The sequence below is a fragment of the Nonomuraea sp. JJY05 genome, from assembly GCF_043496855.1.
Taxonomy (GTDB): Bacteria; Actinomycetota; Actinomycetes; order Streptosporangiales; family Streptosporangiaceae; genus Nonomuraea.
The window spans coordinates 51244-65729 of sequence record NZ_JBIEIS010000032.1 but is presented as its reverse complement, the minus strand read 5'-3'; the positions used below and the strand labels follow the sequence as shown (position 1 = coordinate 65729).

Below are 14486 nucleotides of genomic sequence, written 5' to 3'. Positions count from 1 at the left end.
TGCGACCCACCTTTCTTTAGCGATCGATACAGAAACCATAACATAGCGATCGCTATAGAATGGGGACATGGCCAGACAGCGGGCATTCGACAGGGAGGCGGCGCTGGAGACGGCGCTGCTCGCGTTCTGGCGGCACGGCTACGAGGCGACCTCGATCGCCGAGCTCACCGCCGCCATGGGGATCCGCCCACCCAGCCTGTACGCGGCCTTCGGCGACAAGCGGCGGCTGTTCGAGGAGGCGGTGCGGCGCTACCAGGAGACGTACGGCGCCTTCACGACCCGAGCCCTCACCGAGGAACCGACCGGCCGCCAGGCCATCGAACGCGTCCTGCGCGAGGCCGCCGACGAATATTCGAGCCGCTCGCATCCGACGGGATGCCTGATCATCACGGCGGCGGTCAACTGCGGCCCGGAATCGGCCGAGGTCGAGGAGCTGCTACGCGGCTTCAGGGAGGCCAGCAAGGCGGCACTCAAGGCCCGCATCGACGACGACGCGACGGCCGGCCTCCTCCCGGCCGGCACGGACACGGCGGGACTGGCCACCTTCTACGCCGCCGTCATCCAGGGCATGTCCACCCAGTCCCGCGACGGCGCCACCCGAGCCGACCTCCTCCACATCGCCACCCTCGCCATGTCCGCCTGGCCCAATAGCGACATAATGTAGTCATTCGACTACACAAAGTAGGGAATCCAGGCACCTGCGGCGGCGATCGATTCAAGGTCTGGTGCACGCCGCGCAACCCAGGCACCCACGCAAGATCCATACTCCAATGGATCGACAAGCACGCCGAATGCGCCAAGAGCGAGGAGCAGTCATGACCACATGGGATTTCCGCATCTCTCTTAACCGGGCGCCCACCGATGAAGAGGCGGATGCGCTCTACGAGGCCGGTCTCGATGATTGCTCGATAAGCGGAGGGCTAGGCGGCTTCGATCACTACCTCATGTGCGACCGCGAGGCCGACAGCATGCTCGACGCGATCGCCTCCGTGATCGCCCAGATCAAGACGGTCCCCGGGCTCTGGCCCATCGCCGTCGGGGAGGACGACGGCGTGACGCTGGGGGACGCCGCCCGTCGGCACGGCGGGCGCACGCAGGCCAGCCTGCGCCAGCTTGCCATGGGGCAGCGGGGTCCCGGCGGTTTCCCCGCTCCCCTCATCGAGGCCGACAACATCCGCCTCTACTCGTGGGCCGAGATCTCCGAGTGGTTGCGCACCCGGATGGGGGATGACATCCCGCCGGAAAACCCGGATGTCGCTCTGGCTGATGCGCTCGTGCGGCTCAACTGCCGGGCCCGGGCCGCACATCGGGAAGACGGGCTTCGCCACCTGTTCGAAGCCATCGCCTGATCCCGCGCCGCACCTGCCGGCCTCAGGCCTCGCCCCTCGACCCCATGGCCTCACCCCGGGCGCAGAGCCTCACTCCTCGACCTTCAACCGGAGGCGCCCGCCGGCTCGCGGCGGGCGCCTGTCCGGGGTGTCAGCGCTCGGCCTCGGTGTGCTTGCGGTCCAGGTCCGGGAACGGGGACGGCTCCTCCACGCCCTGGGTGAGCTGGCGCGGGCCGTTGGGGCTCTCGGCCTCCTGGGCGTCCGCCACCGCCTCGGCCGCCGCCTCCGAGGCCTTGGCCACCTCCTCGTCGAACTCCGACGTCTCCGGCGCCTCCTCCCGCGTAGCCGCCGACCGGGGCAGGGCCTCGGTGAACGCCCGTGAGACCCCCTGCAGCGCCGAGGTGACCTCGCTCGGGATCACCCAGAACGTGTTGCCGTCGCCCTGCGCGAGCTGCGGCAGCACCTGGAGGTACTGGTAGGCCAGCAGCTTCGGGTCGGGGTCGTTGCGGTGAACGGCCTGGAAGACCTGGTCGATGGCGCGCGACTGGCCTTCGGCCTCCAGGATGGCGGCGGTGCGCTGGCCCTCGGCACGCAGGATGCGGCTCTGCTTGTCGCCCTCGGCCGTGAGGATCTGCGACTGCCGCTGGCCCTCGGCGTTGAGGATCGCGGCGCGCTTGTCGCGTTCGGCCCGCATCTGCTTCTCCATCGCGTCCTTGATGGTCTTGGGCGGGTCGATGGCCTTGATCTCGACGCGGTTGACGCGGATGCCCCACTTGCCGGTGGCCTCGTCGAGCACGCCGCGCAGCTGGCTGTTGATGGTGTCGCGCGAGGTGAGGGTCTTCTCCAGGTCCATGGAGCCGACGACGTTACGCAGGGTGGTGACGGTCAGCTGCTCGACGGCCTGGATGTAGTTGGCGATCTCGTACGCGGCCGCCCGCGGGTCGGTGACCTGGAAGTAGAGGACGGTGTCGATCTCGACGACCAGGTTGTCCTCGGTGATGACGGGCTGCGGGCGGAAGGAGACGACCTGTTCGCGCAGGTCGATCATGGGGTAGACGCGGTCGACGTAAGGGATGACGAAGTTGAGACCCGGCTTGAGCGTGCGGTGGTAGCGGCCGAGGCGCTCGACGTTGCGGGCCCGCGCCTGCGGGACGATCCGCACCGCCTTGAGCACGGTGAACACCGCGAAGAGTATGACGAGCAGTCCGACCAGCAACAGCGGATCCATGAGTCACTCCCGGGGATATACGAGGGCTGTCGCCCCTTCGATCTCGATGATGTCGACGGTCGCCCCTGTGGGGATCACCAGCGTCTCGTCGTAGGCGCGCGCCGACCACTCCTCGCCCCCGATGCGCACGCGACCGTCGCGGCCCGTCACCTCCGAGACCACGTAGGCGGGCTTGCCGACGAGCGCTTCCACGCCGAACCGCTGCAGCGGGGGCTGCTTGATGTGGCGCATCGCGATCGGCCTGAGCACCATCAGACCGGCCGCGGACGATACGGCGAAGCACAGCAACTGCAGGGGAACGGGCAGCCCGATGGCGGCGGTGACGGCGGTCAGCAGAGCGGCCGCACCCAGCAGCCCGAGCGAGGCCGTGAGGGTGAAGATTTCGGCCACGCCGAGGACTACCGCGAGGATTACCCAGATGATCCATTCATCCATGTCGGCCCTCCTGATGGGACAACGGGCCTGAGTTCGCGACTGGTTCCCCCCTCTCTACCGTAATCCTGGAATCAGCCCTGCGGCACCCGTCCGCCCGCCGGACCGGCTTCGACCAGGGCGCTTCCCTCGCGCCACTTCTGCCACGGAAGCTGCCAGAAGCCCCATCCGTTGTCCCAGCCGAGCTCCCGGTCGGTGCCGACGATCGTGACGGGGTCGCCGCGCAGGGAGGTGTCGTAGAACCAGGCCGCCTGGTCGGGCCGGGCGTTGATGCAGCCGTGGCTGACGTTGGCCCGGCCCTGCGCCCACACGTTGTCCTTGGCGTGCACGTACTCGCCGCTGTTGGAGATGCGCACGGCGTGGTCGATCAGCATGTCGTAGAAGCCGGGGTCGCCCTTGACGCGCCCCGGGGAGATCATGCGGACCGGGTTGCCCTTGTCCATGGTCAGGTGGATGCCGCTGGTCGTGGTGTATTCGGGGGTGGTGGCCATGCCCGCGCTGATGGCCATCCGCTGCGCGATCTCGCCGTCGCGGCGGACGGTCATCTGATGGGTCCGGGTGTCGATCGTGCTGGTCTGCCTGCGCCCGACGGTGAAGGCGAAGGTGGAGTCGGTGGTGCCGTAGACGCCGCCGCCCGCGCGTACGCCGGCCAGGTGTGCGGTGACCGTGACCTGCTGGTGGGGCGGCCAGAACCGGCGAGTGCGGTAGATCACCTGGGTGTCGCCGATCCACCGCCACGCGCCCTCGACCGGGGTCTGCGCCCGGACCTCCAGCGCCCGCTCGACGGCGGCCTTGTCCTCCACCGGGGTGTCGAAGTCGATGATGACCGGCATGCCGGCGCCGACCGTCTCACCCGGCAGCGGCGCCGTCGCGGCCACCTGGAACGACCTCGCCGCGGACCGGGTGTGGAAGCGGCCGACGGCGACCGTGTCCGGGCCGCGGGCGCCGGTGGCCGTGACGTTCACCGAGTATTCGGCCGCGGGTTTGAGCGTCCAGGCGGAGCGCCACGTCGTGTGGGAGCCGTCGAGCCGGCCGGGCACCTGCTCCCCGCCCTCGGAGACCAGCACCTGGCTGAGCGTGCCGCCGCGGGCCCGGACCACCAGGCCGCGGTCGGTGCGGGCGCGCTTGGAGTCGAGCGCGGGCGAGACCCGCACGACCGGGGGCGAGGACGGGGTCCTGGCCGGCGTCGAGGAGCAGCCGCAGACCAGGAGGGGGAAGGCGACACAAGTCATCACAGCCCGCCGCATGTCACTCCTGCTGTCCGAGGGAAGGGGCGACATCAGGGTAGCGGCGAGTCAGAAGTCAAGCACACTGAGTCACCTATGCGACAGTTCCGGAAACCTCCCCCAATGCCAGGGCGCCGGCGGTGGCCCGGATCGTCACCGTGTCCCCGTCCTCCAGGAACGTGCGCGTCTCACCGCTCGCGAGCTTGAGCGGGTCGGTCCCGTTCCAGGTCAGCTCGATGAGCGAGCCGCGCTCGCCACGCGTGGGCCCCGAGATTGTGCCGCTGGCGAACAGGTCTCCGGTCCGCAGGGAGGCCCCGTTCACCGTCATGTGCGCGAGCATCTGATCGGGCGTCCAGTACATGCTCGCGTACGGGGGCCGCGACACGACCTCCCCGTTGAGCAGGACCTCAAGGGAGATGTCCAGTCCCCAGTCACCCTGCCTGCGCAGGTAGTCGGCGGGCTCCGGGTCCTGGGCGCGGCCGGGGAGGCGGGGCAGCGCCTCCAGCGGGGTGATCCACGGCGAGATCGACGTGGCGAACGACTTGGCCAGGAACGGCCCGAGCGGCACGTACTCCCACGACTGGATGTCCCGCGCGCTCCAGTCGTTGACCAGCGTCACCCCGAACACGTGGTCCTCGAAGGCCCCGGCAGGCGAGCCGAGCTCGGTGGGCACGCCCACCACGAACCCCAGCTCCGCCTCGATGTCCAGCTTCGCGCACGGCCCGAACACGCCGCGCCCCAGCTGCCCCTGCGGGCGCCTGACCGGCGTGCCCGACACCACGACCGTCCCGGCCCTGCCGTGGTAGCCGACGGGCAGGTGCCGCCAGTTGGGCTGCAGCGGCTCGGTGCCGGGCCTGAAGATCTGGCCGATGTTGCTCGCGTGGTCGATCGAGCAGTAGAAGTCGACGTAGTCGGCCACCTCGAACGGCATGTGCAGCCGCACCTGCTCCAGCGGGACCAGGTGCCGCTCGGTCACGGCGAGGTCGCCGGTGAGCTTGTTGCGGATCAGCGTCCTGGTGTCGTGCCAGGCCGTCCGCCCGCGGGCCATGAAAGGGTTGAGCGAGGGCGCGTCGAAGACCTCGTCGTGCAGGGCGGGTGCCAGGTCGAGCACCTTGTCGCCGTACCGGACGCCCACGCGGGGCGCCTGGCCCGGGCGCGAGAACACGCCGTAGGGCAGGTTGTCCACTCCCCAGCTCACGAAACTTCCCTCCGTCACGCGATCAGCCCCAGTGTGCGCAGGTCCTCGACGGGGATGCTGGTGCTGCAGGAGCCGTAGCTCACCAGCAGCGCCCGCGCCCGTTTCGCGGTCTCGTCCGGTACGGCCTGCGCGAGCCGTACGAGATGCCCGACGTCGGTGGCCCGCAGCACGGGCACCGGGTCGCGCCCGTCCACGGCCTCGCAGACCGCGAGCACCAGGTTCAGGAAGCCGTGCCGGTCGACGCCCAGCGTGGGGTCGAAGTGGCGTACGGCGTGGTGCAGCCCGGCCGTGGCCTTGAACGGGACGTCGTGCTCGACGCAGAACACGATGAACGCCGCGAGATGCTCCGCCGGCGGGAACGCGTCGGCCGTCAGCCCGCCGCAGCGCACCTTCAGCCCCACCCCGCCGGGCACCTCGACGCTCACCTTCCCCGCCGCCACCTCCACGAAGAGCCGCACGCCCGCCGGCAGCCGGAGCCGGCCGGCCAGCGCCTCGATCGTCAGGCCCGGCGGCAGCCGGGTCTCGACGAAGTCCACGGGCAGGTCGTCGAAGGGGGGCACCTCCTCCTGGTCGAGGATCAGCCCGATCCGCCGCGGCAGGTACTCCATGTCGCGCAGCCGGTGCAGCCGGCTGGCCGGGCACAGGAACCGGTGCGTGAGCACGGAGCTGCCGTGCTCCAGGTCGCGCCGGTTGCGTGCCAGCGCCTCGTCCATGTGCAGGGACGTCGGCGGGAACAGGCCCGCGTCGTCCACGAGTTCGGTGTAGACGCTCATCGTGACCAGGTCCACGCGTAGCCGGTGTCCTCGCAGGACAGCGCGCCCTGGCCGAGGTCGAGCGGGCGGAACGTATCCACCATGACGGCCTTCTCGCTCGTCGTCGTGACGCCGCGGGAGACCGCGTCGATCACCGCCTCGACCGCACCGGGCTGCGGCCCGTGCGTGAACCCGGCGGGATGCAGCGAGATGGAGCCGATGTCGATGCCCGAGCCCTTGCGCGCGGAGTAGTCGCCGCCCACGTAGAACATGAACTCGTCGGAGTCCACGTTGTGGTGGTTGTACGGGATCGGCACGGACTCCGGGTGGAAGTCGAGCGGGCGCGGGCAGAACGAGCACACCACGAACCCCGGCCCCTCGAACGTCTGGTGGACGGGCGGCGGCGCGTGCGTCTTCTTCACGATCGGCTCGAAGTCGTCGATGTTGAACGCGTACGGGTAGAGGTAGCCGTCCCAGCCCACCACGTCGAACGGGTGATTGCGGTAGACCAGCCTGCTCAGCCCGCCCCGCGTGCGCACCAGCACCGGCACCTCCTCGCCCTCGACCGTGAACGGCTCGGCGGGGCTGCGCAGGTCGCGCTCGCAGTAGGGCGCGTGCTCCAGGAACTGCCCGTACTGCGACAGGTAGCGCTTGGGCGGCCTGATGTGCCCGCCCGCCTCGATGGCCAGCACGCTGACCGGGCCGTCCGGCACCCAGCGGTGGATCGTTCCGGTCGGGATCACGACGTAGTCGCCCTCGCCGGCCTCGATCACGCCGTACGTGGACTCGAAGCGGACCCGGCCGCCCTGAACGTAGACGCACTCGTCACCCATCGAGTTGCGGTAGAGCTCGCTCGGCCGGTCGCTGGTGGCGTACGACAATCGGACGTCGCCGTTGCCCGCCAGCAGCATGCGCCCGGTGACCAGGTCGCCCGCGCTGGACAGCTCCTGCGTGCGGAAATGGCGCGGCGAGAGCGGCAGGTTGGGCTCCAGCCGGGTCTCCACCGTCGGCGTGACCGCCTCCGCCTTGACGATCGCGGTCGGCAGGTAGCGGTGGTAGAGCAGCGAGGAGTCGGACGAGAAGCCTTCCTCGCCCATCAGCTCCTCGGCGTAGAGACCGCCGTCCGGCCGTCTGAACTGCACGTGCCGCTTGCGCGGCACCTCCCCAACGACGCGGTAGTACGGCATCCGCTGCCTCCATAGTGTCCGTTTACCGGACGGAAGTGTCCTCTATATGCAACAACCGTCCGCCATCGGCCTGGAGATGTCAACCCAGCGCGGCGGCCAGCTCGGCGGCGGCGGCGACCACCCGAGGGCCCGTGGACTCCTCGAGCGGCCCGAACGTCACCACCCCCACCGACGCCTCCAACCAGGGCAGCCCGGTGACGGGCGCGGCGACGCCCCGCGCCCCTTCCTGCAACTGCCCCTCCGTCGCGAAGTAGTCGTCACGTCCCTCGCGCAGCGCCAGGATCGCCTGCCCCGCCGCGCCTTTCGTCAGCGGATGGCGCGAGCCCTCGCGGTAGGCCACGTGCATGTCGGTCCAGGACGGCTCCACCACCGCCACAGCCAGCCCGTCGTCGCCCTCGGCCACGGTCAGGTGCGCGGTCGCGCCCACGTCCTCGGCCAGCCGCCGCAGCGTCGGCACCGCCGCGGCCCGCAGCAGCGGCTGCACGGCCTGCGCCAGCACCAGCACCCCGAACCCGAGGTGCACCCGCCCCTCGGCGTCCCGCCGCACGAACCCCTCGTTCATCAGCGTCGTCAGCAGCCGGTACACCACGGGACGGCTCAGCGACAGCTCGGCGCTCAGCTCGGTCGGCGTCCGGCCGCCCTTCCCGTCGGCGAGCAGTCTCAGCAGGCGAAGCCCGCGTTCCAGGGTCTGAGCGGATTCAGCGGCCATGCGAACGATTATCCAGTGACTGTTCGCGCTGGTGAGGGTACTTACCGGGGGAAAGGTAGGGGTGACGATGCGGCAGTGGTGGCTGTTCCTGCTCGCCGGCTTCGCCGTGTGCGCGTTGTCGGCTGCCGTGCCCTCGCTCACCATGACGCCGATGTCCCGGCAGCTCGCCCTCGACCCCGTGAAGGAAAGCCTGGTCGAGGACACCTTCTACGTCACCGAGGGCATCGAGGTGCACCAGCGGCTCCTGCCCACCGCCAAGGGCGTCACGTTCCACCCCGGCTATCTCACCGACGGGATCAGGGTCGACCGGGACGGCCGGCTGTACGGCACCCCGCAGCGCTCCGGCACCTACCTCGCCGCCGTCCGGCTGTGCGCGGGACAGACGTGCCAGGACCAGCGGCTCACCTTCGTCGTGCTCGGCAACGTGCCGTGGGAGCCGCGCGAGCTGACCTTCCCCGGCCGGGCCGGCAGCCCGCTGAGCGGGGAGATCGGCATCAACGGCGGCCCGGCCGGCGCGATCCCGACGTTCACCGTGACCGACCGCGCCAAGCTGCCCCGCGACGTGATCATCGGGCCGGACGGCCATGTGAGCGGCGTGCCCGCGGCCGCGGGCATCTCCGAGGTGCCGGTGCGGATCTGCGTGGCGGGAAACTGCGCGGGCGTCGTGGTACGGCTCATCATCGTCTGAGCCTTCCGGCGCACGCGTGGTAGGGCTCGCCTCACCGGAACTCGGCGGCCAGCGGGCATGCCCCCACCCCGCCCGAAAGCGGACACTTCAGGCGTAGCCACTTCACCCTTGGAGGCACGCCATGACCACCGTCCTCGACGACACCCGCAGAACCGACCCGCCGCCCGTCGTCCACACCGCTGCCATGCTCTGGCTGGTCGCCGTCGCCTTCGGGGCCCTGGAGACCGTGCTGGTGGTCTCCGAGCAGCTGTTCACGGACCCCTCCACGGTCGCCGGCCTGCTGCCGCAGGTCGGGATCCGGCTGGCGGTGTTCGCGGGGGCCGTCTTCCTGGCGCTGCGGCTCAAGGCCGGGGCGAACTGGGCCCGCCTGACCCTCGCCGTGACGCTCGGCGTCTTCGGTACGCTCTCACTCGTGATCGGTCCCGTCCAGTGGCTACTGGCCGGCGGCTCGATCGGCGAGGCCGTCGCCGGGGCGGACGCGATGGGGCTGGTCTTCGCGGGCAGCAGGATCCTGCACGTGGTCGCCGTGCTGGGGGCGGTGACGCTGATGTTCCAGCCCAGGGCCAACGCCTACTTCAGGTCAGCTTGAGATCGGCTCCCGCTCGGGGGCGCGCAGGTTGCGCACCCCGGGGGCCAGCAGCGCGGCGAGGGTGGACAGCACGATGATGACGGCGCAGGCGAGCAGCGTCTCCTCCGTGCCGAACAGGTCGGCCGCCTGCCCCGCCAGCAGCAGCCCGATCGGCCCGAACATCATCGACCCGAGCACGTCGTACGAGCTCACCCGCGACAGCGACTCGGCCGGGACCTCGCGCTGCATCGTGGTCTGCCACAGGACGCCGAACACGTCGAAGCACACGCCCAGCACGAACGCCCCGGCCACGATCGCCCAGAGCGGCGCGTCCAGCCCGAGCAACACGTACGGCAGCGCGGGCGGCAGGCAGAGCAGCACGGCCACGAGGATCGGCCGGCGCGGCCGCAGCCGCATCGCGACCAGCACGCCGACGATCGTGCCGACCGCCTCGCCCGCCAGGAACGCCGACCAGGCCGCGGGACCGCCCAGGGTCTCCTTCGCGATCAGCGGGCCGAGCACCCCGTGACCGGCCTGGATGGCCATGACCATCAGCGAGAACTGCGCGACCACCACCCAGATCCACTGCCGCGAGCTGAACTCCCGCCAGCCGTCCCGCAGGTCGGCCAGCACCGAGTGCCGCTCCGACCGGTTCGTGACCGGCTCCATCCGCAGCAGCGCCAGCAGCGCGCCCGCCACCGCGAACATCGCGCCGCTCACCACCAGCGCCCAGCCCCCGCCGACCTGCACCACCGTGAAGCCGCCCAGCACCGCGCCCGCGACCCGCGAGGCGTTCTGGCCGAGGCCCAGCAGGGCGTTGCCGGCCTGCAGCCGGTCGGGCGGCACGACCTCGGGGATGATCCCGGTCAGCGCCGGGAACATGATCGCCGTGCCCACCCCGGTCAGCGCCGCCGCCGCGGACAGCGCGGGCAGCGGGGTCCAGCCGGTGAGCAGCATCGCGGCCAGCGCGAAGAACCCTGCCGCCATCAGCGACTCACCGGCCATCATCACCCACTTGCGCGGCAGCCGGTCCGCGAGCACCCCGCCGAACAGGATGAACACGATCATGGGCACCGCCTCGGCGGTGAGCACGACGGACAGGGTCGAGGCGGTGGCGCCGGGCAGGCCGAGCACGCCGAACGCCAGGGCCACCGGTGCGAACGCGCTGCCCAGGACCGAGAGAGTCCGCGCCGACAGCAGCAGCGCGAAACGGCGATCCCGGAGCAGCCCGAGATCGCGTAGATAACTGTGCACCGACCTGCCCCCCTGAAAACAGTCAAACCCCGCTATTCTGCCGGGTTGGTCCGCCCATGTCGCCTGAATATTGGTCCGCTAACAAGAGCTGAGGCGGAATATGTGCGCGTTTGGCAAGAATCCAGCCTCGTTCTCCCGTAATTTGCTAGGACCCTGCTGTCGGCGAGGGGACTCCATTGGGGCGGCTGGTCTATCGCGGTAGATGGACGCTGCTGGCGCTGAGCCTGGTGGCGGCCCTGCTCGTCGCGCCGCTGGCGCTGTCCGGGCGGGCGGTGGGCGGCGGCTTCGAGGACCCGCGCGCCGACTCGGCGACCGCCGCGCGCTGGAGCGCGGAGTGGTACGCCGGTCAGAGCCCCGACGTGGTCGTCCTCTACCGGCACCCGGCGGTCAAGGTGCGCGACCCGCGCTACAAGAAGGCGGTGCACGACTCGCTGCGCGGGCTGCCGGCCGAGTACGTGCGCGGGATGGTCACGTACTGGACGACCGGGTCGAAAGCGATGGTGTCCAGGGACGGGCATTCGACGTACGCGATCGTCACGCTCAAGGGCGCCAAGCGGGCGAGCTACGCGGCCGTCGCGGCGCGGCTCAGGACCGTCCGGAACCTGAACGTCGCGGTCGGCGGGCCGGTGCCGGTGCAGGCCGAGCTCGACGACGAGGCCGCCGGCGACCTGACCCGCGCGGCGGCCGTCGCGGCGCCGGTGCTGCTGGTGCTGCTCGCGGCGGTGTTCGGGAGCCTGGTGGCAGCCCTGTTGCCGCTGGTCGTGGGGGTGCTCGCGGTGCTCGGCGCGCTGGCGCTGCTGCCCGAGGTGTCCGTCTACCCCTTCTACGCCGTCGTGCTCCTCGGGCTCGGGCTGGCGGCGGCGTACTCGCTGCTCCTGCTCAGGGCGTTCAGGGAGGAGATCGGGGGCGGGGCGTCGGACGAGCAGGCCGTGGCGGGCACGGTGGCCACGGCCGGGCGGACCGTGGCCGTCGCCGGGGTGAACGTGGCCGTGCCGCTGCTGGGACTGCTGCTTTTCCCGCAGCCGTTCCTGGGCTCGCTCGGCCTGGCGGCGGCGGCCGTGGCGGTGGTCACCTCGGCGGTCGCGATCCTCGTGGCGCCCGCCCTGCTGGGGGTGCTCGGACGGCGCGTGGACGCGCTGCGGGTCAGGCCCCTGTCCGTACGGCGGGACGGCGGGCTGTGGGACGGCGTGGCGCGCCGGCCGGTCGTGTACGTGGTGGCGGTGACGGTCGTGCTGGTCGCGCTGGCGGGACCGCTCCTGAGCGTCGAGTTCGGGAACGCGGACCACCGGGCCCTGCCCGCCGCCTCCGAGGGCCGCCGGGTGGCCGAGAGGATCGACCGCGACTTCGCCAGGAACGCCCTGTCGCCGATCGACGTGCACGTCGTGGTCGAGCCGCTGGACGGCACCGCCGTCACCGCGCTGGACGTCCGCCCGATCACGGAGCGGCTGGAGCGGCTGCCGCACGTCACCGGGGTCGAGATGGCCGGGCTCTCGCGGCCGAACCGCGCCGTGCGGCTGGCCGTCCGCCACGACCTCGATCCCATGTCGGCGCTGGCCGCGGACCTGGTCGCCGCGATCAGGTCCGCGACCGCGGGGCCGGACGTCCGGCAGGTCGTGATCGGCGGGCCCGTCGCGGCGCGGCTGGACCTCCTGGCCGGCCTCTCCGGCACGTTGCCGTGGGTGGCGGTGGTCGTCTGCTCGGCGATGGCGGTGCTGCTGTCGCTCGCCTTCGGATCGCTGGTGCTGCCCGTTCCCGCGATGGTCGCCAGCGTGCTGTCGGCCGGTGCGTCGTTCGGGGTGATCGGGTGGGTGTTCCGGAGTGGCTTCCTGGGCTTCGCGGGGCCCCTGGACGTCTCCGTCGCGCTGCTGATCGCGGTCGTGGCGTCCGGGCTGTCGGCCGTCCACCAGGTGTTCCTGGTCTCGGAGGCACGTACGGGGGACTCCACGGTGCCACGGGAGGTGATCATCGGTGCGGCGCTGCTGGTGGTGGCGGTCGGTGGGGCGTTCGCGACGGCCGGGATCGCGGTGGTGCGACTGCTCGGGGTGGGCCTGTGCGTGGCGGTCGCGGTGGACGCGGTGCTGGTGCGGCTGCTGCTGATGCCCGCCGCCATGAGCCTGCTGGGCCCGGCGATCTGGTGGCCGCTGCGCGCCCGCGGGGTCTGCCCGGCCGCGTCCCCGAACGTCAGCGAAGTCGAGCCACCCGGCGAGCGGCCCTCGCTCGCGCCCCCTCCCCAGAGCAATGGGCAGGGCGATCGGCGCCCGCTGACGGCCGGGCGGCCCGCGATCACCGTCAAGGGGCGGCCGGCCGTCTTCGGCGCGGACACCGATCCGGTGCCCGTGCCCGCCGAGCCCCCGCAGCCGGTATGGGTGAAGGTGGCGGAGGGGCGCACCCGGGCGGTGCGCGCCGACCCCGGCGGCGCCGGCTGGACGTGGGTCGAGGTGGACGACTGAGTTCTCGCAACTGGGACGGCTACTTCGCGTCGAATTGTGCGTGAAGAAGCCATAGATCTCATTGAACGTTATTGATCGTCCGGATAGTGTGCGGTATGCCCACGATCATCCCCTGGAAGTAAAGGTGCCATGCGAAAGCGGCTGCGGCAGATCTTCGTCATCGGATTAGCCCTCTCGCTCCTGGGCGTCGGCATTCCGGCGTGGTCGGAGGACGACCCCCGAAGCTGTAACGACCTGATGTCCGACGACACCCCGGCGTACGTCGTCTGCCGGTGGCTGGCCACCCCCGAGGAGGCCGCGGACATTGCGAGGTTCTGGCTGGACAACGACGGCGAGCACATGCAGGAAGCCGGTCCCCAGAACCCGATCATGGTGGACTGCACCGAAGAGGGCAACTCCTGCCCGACCGACTCCGAGGGCGACGGCGAGATGCACGACGTCGACTCCCCGGACGTCCCGGGCGCCGAGGACGGCGGCACGCCTGAGTGCCAGAACGGCGACCAGTGCGGCTACGTCGACCCCACCGGCATCAGCGCCGCCGACAAGGAGTCCGCGCAGGAGAGCCCGGCCGGCAAGGCCGCGCAGGCCGCCGTCCAGACGACGATGCGTCTCTGGATCGAGACCGAACTGGCCGACGACTACAAGGCCGGCAAGCTGGCCGAGGGCGTCAAGAAGATCGCCGCGCTGGTCGCCACGCAGCCCGGCGTGGTCGGCGTCCGGTTCACCTCGCAGCTCGGCTACAACAAGACGTTCGCGACAGTGGACGAGCTGGACAAGTTCGTCAATGAGGCCACGGTCGCGCTGCGTACCGCGGTGCCGGGCAAGAAGCTGGCCGCGCACACGGTGGTGCCGCTGTTCGGCTGCGGCGCGAACGACGCCTGCAAGGCCGAGATGACCAAGAAGTACCCGCTGCTCGACCCCGACCGCATCGGCGCCTGGCTCTCCAAGGGCCTGATCGACCAGCTCGCCCTGGACGGCGGCCACCTGGGCACCGAGTACGCCACCTGGAAGATCGACGCCACCGAGGCCCAGCGCAACCAGTGGATCCAGGTCCGCGCCCGCGCCTGGGACGCCTATGCCCAGATCGCCGGAGAGGACGCCTCCTTCGCCGCCGCCGGCACCTCCAACCTCACCGAGGAGCAGGCCACCAAGGCGATCACCGAGCGCATCGCCTCCCCGCTCCAGGACGACGCCGCCGAGACGGTCACCCTGTGGTCCCGCTGGCAGAACGACCAGGGCCAGGTCAACCGGGTGTACGGCGAGAAGTGGGCCGCCAACGCCACCTGGGACCAGCTCAAGAAGCTCGACGCGGTCCGCCCCCGCCTGGCGACCATCTACGACCCGGCCAACCCCGAGGTGGACGTGGCCACCGACCTGAAGAACCTGTCGGAGGTCTTCGGCCAGGTCTACCTGCACGCGGCCTGAGGCCGAAACCCACGTACGAGACCGGCCAGGGGTGCGATCCG

14 protein-coding genes are annotated in these 14486 nt (G+C 71.0%); 6 read left to right on the top strand and 8 right to left on the bottom strand.

Annotated features, from left to right (window positions below):
- Window positions 1-67: 67 nt before the first annotated feature.
- Complete coding sequence (locus ACFKCF_RS40010) at window positions 68-664, top strand: TetR/AcrR family transcriptional regulator (RefSeq protein WP_394500531.1); 597 nt, start codon at window positions 68-70, stop codon at window positions 662-664.
- 151 nt (window positions 665-815) lie between these two features.
- Entirely contained in the window at window positions 816-1349 is a 534-nt protein-coding gene (locus ACFKCF_RS40005; RefSeq protein ID WP_394500530.1) for a hypothetical protein, read from the top strand.
- A gap of 130 nt (window positions 1350-1479) precedes the next feature.
- Here the strand turns inward: ACFKCF_RS40005 and ACFKCF_RS40000 are convergent, their stop codons facing one another.
- From ACFKCF_RS40000 to ACFKCF_RS39970, 7 genes are all read right to left on the bottom strand, one after another.
- On the bottom strand, window positions 1480-2556 hold the full coding sequence (locus tag ACFKCF_RS40000; protein WP_394500529.1) for an SPFH domain-containing protein: 1077 nt from the start codon (window positions 2554-2556) through the stop codon (window positions 1480-1482).
- A 3-nt stretch (window positions 2557-2559) separates the two neighbouring features.
- Window positions 2560-2991 carry an NfeD family protein gene (locus ACFKCF_RS39995; RefSeq protein WP_394500528.1) on the bottom strand — a complete coding sequence of 144 codons (432 nt, stop codon included), beginning with the start codon at window positions 2989-2991 and terminating at the stop codon, window positions 2560-2562.
- Between the two features lie 71 nt (window positions 2992-3062).
- Complete coding sequence (locus ACFKCF_RS39990; RefSeq protein ID WP_394500527.1) at window positions 3063-4235, bottom strand: Ig-like domain-containing protein; 1173 nt, start codon at window positions 4233-4235, stop codon at window positions 3063-3065.
- A 73-nt stretch (window positions 4236-4308) separates the two neighbouring features.
- Window positions 4309-5412, bottom strand: coding sequence for a fumarylacetoacetase (fahA, locus tag ACFKCF_RS39985; RefSeq protein WP_394500526.1), 1104 nt, complete (start codon window positions 5410-5412; stop codon window positions 4309-4311).
- 14 nt (window positions 5413-5426) lie between these two features.
- Window positions 5427-6200 carry a hypothetical protein gene (locus ACFKCF_RS39980; protein ID WP_394500525.1) on the bottom strand — a complete coding sequence of 258 codons (774 nt, stop codon included), beginning with the start codon at window positions 6198-6200 and terminating at the stop codon, window positions 5427-5429.
- Window positions 6182-7351, bottom strand: coding sequence for a homogentisate 1,2-dioxygenase (locus ACFKCF_RS39975; protein ID WP_394500524.1), 1170 nt, complete (start codon window positions 7349-7351; stop codon window positions 6182-6184). Before ACFKCF_RS39975 ends, ACFKCF_RS39980 begins: the two co-directional genes overlap by 19 nt.
- 79 nt (window positions 7352-7430) lie before the next feature.
- A complete protein-coding gene (locus ACFKCF_RS39970) occupies window positions 7431-8060 on the bottom strand; it encodes a helix-turn-helix domain-containing protein (protein WP_394500523.1) in 630 nt (209 codons plus the stop codon).
- Between the two features lie 67 nt (window positions 8061-8127).
- Here ACFKCF_RS39970 and ACFKCF_RS39965 point away from each other — a divergent pair, with 67 nt between their 5' ends.
- Window positions 8128-8748: a hypothetical protein gene (locus tag ACFKCF_RS39965; RefSeq protein WP_394500522.1), complete on the top strand. Its 621-nt coding sequence runs from the start codon at window positions 8128-8130 to the stop codon at window positions 8746-8748.
- Between the two features lie 121 nt (window positions 8749-8869).
- Window positions 8870-9337: a hypothetical protein gene (locus ACFKCF_RS39960; RefSeq protein ID WP_394500521.1), complete on the top strand. Its 468-nt coding sequence runs from the start codon at window positions 8870-8872 to the stop codon at window positions 9335-9337.
- On the opposite strand, the gene ACFKCF_RS39955 is transcribed toward ACFKCF_RS39960, so the two are convergent.
- Window positions 9329-10570: an MFS transporter gene (locus ACFKCF_RS39955; RefSeq protein WP_394500520.1), complete on the bottom strand. Its 1242-nt coding sequence runs from the start codon at window positions 10568-10570 to the stop codon at window positions 9329-9331. The two genes, ACFKCF_RS39960 and ACFKCF_RS39955, sit on opposite strands and share 9 nt — an antisense overlap.
- Window positions 10571-10746: 176 nt before the next feature.
- Between ACFKCF_RS39955 and ACFKCF_RS39950 the strand changes: the two genes are divergently transcribed.
- Both ACFKCF_RS39950 and ACFKCF_RS39945 read left to right on the top strand, forming a co-directional pair.
- A complete protein-coding gene (locus ACFKCF_RS39950) occupies window positions 10747-13020 on the top strand; it encodes an MMPL family transporter (RefSeq protein ID WP_394500519.1) in 2274 nt (757 codons plus the stop codon).
- 129 nt (window positions 13021-13149) lie between these two features.
- A complete protein-coding gene (locus ACFKCF_RS39945) occupies window positions 13150-14445 on the top strand; it encodes a hypothetical protein (RefSeq protein WP_394500518.1) in 1296 nt (431 codons plus the stop codon).
- The last annotated feature ends 41 nt before the right edge of the window (window positions 14446-14486 follow it).